This is a genomic window from Streptomyces sp. NPDC127092, from assembly GCF_042722475.1.
Taxonomy (GTDB): domain Bacteria; phylum Actinomycetota; class Actinomycetes; order Streptomycetales; family Streptomycetaceae; genus Streptomyces.
The window spans coordinates 744-2,880 of record NZ_JBHXFE010000112.1; the positions used below are offsets into that span (position 1 = coordinate 744).

The 2,137-nt window shown below is 72.7% G+C and carries 4 protein-coding genes and 1 tRNA gene; 1 reads left to right on the forward strand and 4 read right to left on the reverse strand.

The features are described 5' to 3' along the window. Window positions 1-7 precede the first annotated feature (7 nt). A complete protein-coding gene (locus tag ACFWJO_RS37565; protein ID WP_386872614.1) occupies window positions 8-436 on the reverse strand; it encodes a hypothetical protein in 429 nt (142 codons plus the stop codon). 131 nt (window positions 437-567) lie between these two features. On the opposite strand from ACFWJO_RS37565, the gene ACFWJO_RS37570 reads away from it, so the two are divergent. Continuing rightward, window positions 568-644, forward strand: a tRNA-Pro gene (locus tag ACFWJO_RS37570). A gap of 65 nt (window positions 645-709) precedes the next feature. On the opposite strand, the gene ACFWJO_RS37575 is transcribed toward ACFWJO_RS37570, so the two are convergent. From ACFWJO_RS37575 to ACFWJO_RS37585, 3 genes are all read right to left on the reverse strand, one after another. Then, window positions 710-1,072, reverse strand: coding sequence for a GNAT family N-acetyltransferase (locus ACFWJO_RS37575; RefSeq protein WP_386872616.1), 363 nt, complete (start codon window positions 1,070-1,072; stop codon window positions 710-712). 57 nt (window positions 1,073-1,129) lie between these two features. Further along, window positions 1,130-1,627, reverse strand: a complete 498-nt coding sequence (locus ACFWJO_RS37580; protein WP_248100945.1) for a carboxymuconolactone decarboxylase family protein — start codon at window positions 1,625-1,627, stop codon at window positions 1,130-1,132. A gap of 92 nt (window positions 1,628-1,719) precedes the next feature. Further along, window positions 1,720-2,137 (reverse strand): hypothetical protein (locus ACFWJO_RS37585; protein WP_386872617.1); only part of this gene is annotated, 418 nt, incomplete at its 5' end.

Sequence of the window (2,137 nt, forward strand, 5' to 3'; positions counted from 1 at the left end):
GCGGCGCTCAGAGCTCCTCACCAGCCCGCAGTCGTACCGTGAGCGCGCGGGTGAGTCGGCGGCGCAGCCGGCCGTGCTCCGTGCCCTGCTCCCGAAGGCGCGCGTGCACGGCGTCGGCATGGGCCGGCTTCTCCGAGTCGGGGAGTGCGAGGAAGTCGCGCAGCAGCGGCTCCAAGCGCCCGGTGAGGGCGATCACGAGCTCCTGGGTCTCCACGGGCCGTGTGCGCTGCAGGCGAGTCCAGGCTGGCGCGTACTCGGCGGCGTGCTCGACCATCTCCCACGCGAGGGCCCAGCTGTCCGGGCGCAGTCGGTGCCGCTCCGCGCGCAACAGCTGTCGCAGGGCGGCCACGGCCTCCTCGAGCTCGGCGGCGGCCGGGGCGCCGTCGTCGTCGGGGGAGGGGCTCGCGGAGGAACGCGGGAACGGCCACCAGCTCATGCCGGCCTCTCTCGGATTCGCGGGGTGCGCAGAGGTCTCACGCGTGAGATTCTGCCCCGCATCTCGGTTTGGCGGCACCCGGTGTGGCTGGTATAGTCGCTCTCTGTTGGATTCAGGTCTGAGACCTCCAACGGGGTGTGGCGCAGCTTGGTAGCGCGCGTCGTTCGGGACGACGAGGCCGCAGGTTCAAATCCTGTCACCCCGACCAGAAAGAGCCCCCGCCGGATCGGCGGGGGCTCTTCTCGTCTCCGGGTGCTCACCGGGTGCGGTGCGTCAGTCCTGGCGGGACTCCAGGAACCGGAGATGCTCGGGGCGCGCCGGGTCCACTTCGCCGGCCACGTCGTCGTGTTCGTCCACCCAGTCCTTCACGTACGGGCACACGGGGACGATCCGGCGGCCCGCGGCCACGGTGTCCTTCAGCGCCTCGCGCACGAGGGTCGAGGCCAGGCCCCGGCCCTCGTACTCGTGGCCGACCTTGGTGTGCGGGAAGATCCGCTGGTCCGGGCCGTCGGCGGTGTCGTCGTCGATCGCCACCGTGAAGCCGGCCACCGTGCCCGCGTCATCGACGACGATCTCGTACCTCTCCCCGTTCTTGCGGACCTGCGGGTGCTCCAGGCTGGGGGTCTGCTCGGTCATGGTCGGTCCTCTCGTTCCTGGGTGGATCCCGCCGCCGGGCCGGCGACGGGGAAGGGGTCAGCCGTCCCGGCGCCGCACGGGGTGGTGAGACAGGATCGAGATGCGGTTCGTCAGGTTCATCACCATCGCGACCCACTGCACGGCCGCGTACTGGGCGTCCGTGAGCACAGCGGCCGTGGAGGCCTGCACGTAGTTCAGCTGCTCCTGCTCGGGGAGGTCCGTGACCGCCTCGGCGAGCTCGAGCGCGGCGCGCTCCTGCTCCGAGTACACGGCCCCGGCCTCACGCCACGCCGGCAGCAGCCCCAGGCGCTGCACGCTCAGACCGGCGTCGGCGCCCTGGCGGGTGTGCCGGTCCAGACAGAACACGCAGCCGTTGAGCTGAGAGACCCTAAGGTTCACGAGCTCCACGAGCTGCCGGTCCAGCCCGGCCTGCTCGGCGGCGCCGCGCGCGGCCGAGGCCAGCGGCCCGACCGCGTGCCACGCCTCGGGCACGGCCTTGTCGAGGAAGAACGCGAGGGGGTCCTGGCGGGGTGCGGGGGTGTCAGCGGCGGTCATGGTCCTTCAATGTCTCGCAGAACGGAACGGTGGGCCAGGGACCGGGTGCCCGGCCCGGACGAGCTTCCGGCTCAGATCCGGCCCCGATCGGCTCAGAATCGGCCGGACGAGCCCGCCCCGGAGAACGAGCCGCCCGAGGATCCGTAGCCGGTCCCGGAGGAGCTGGACTGCGCCTGGCGATGGTCCTGGACGGACCGCTCGCCGGCCTGGTGGCCCGTGGTGAAGGCCACCACCGTCCAGTAGGCATCCGCGGGCAGCGCGGAGTCCAGGATCGAGCCGCGCGCGGACCGGGCCGGGCCACGGTGCGTGCGCAGCTCGTCGCGCAGCAGCTCACGCTCGGCCTCGTCCTTGCCGAAGGCCGCCACCTCGGCGTCGGCGAGGGCGGAGACGAGCCCGGTCAGGCGACGCCGCAGCGCGTCCAGCTCGTCCAACGCCGCGGCCGGGGTCAGGCGGTCGTCCTGCAGGTCCGCACCCAGCGCCTCGAGCCGGTCCTGGGCCTCGGTGCGGAAG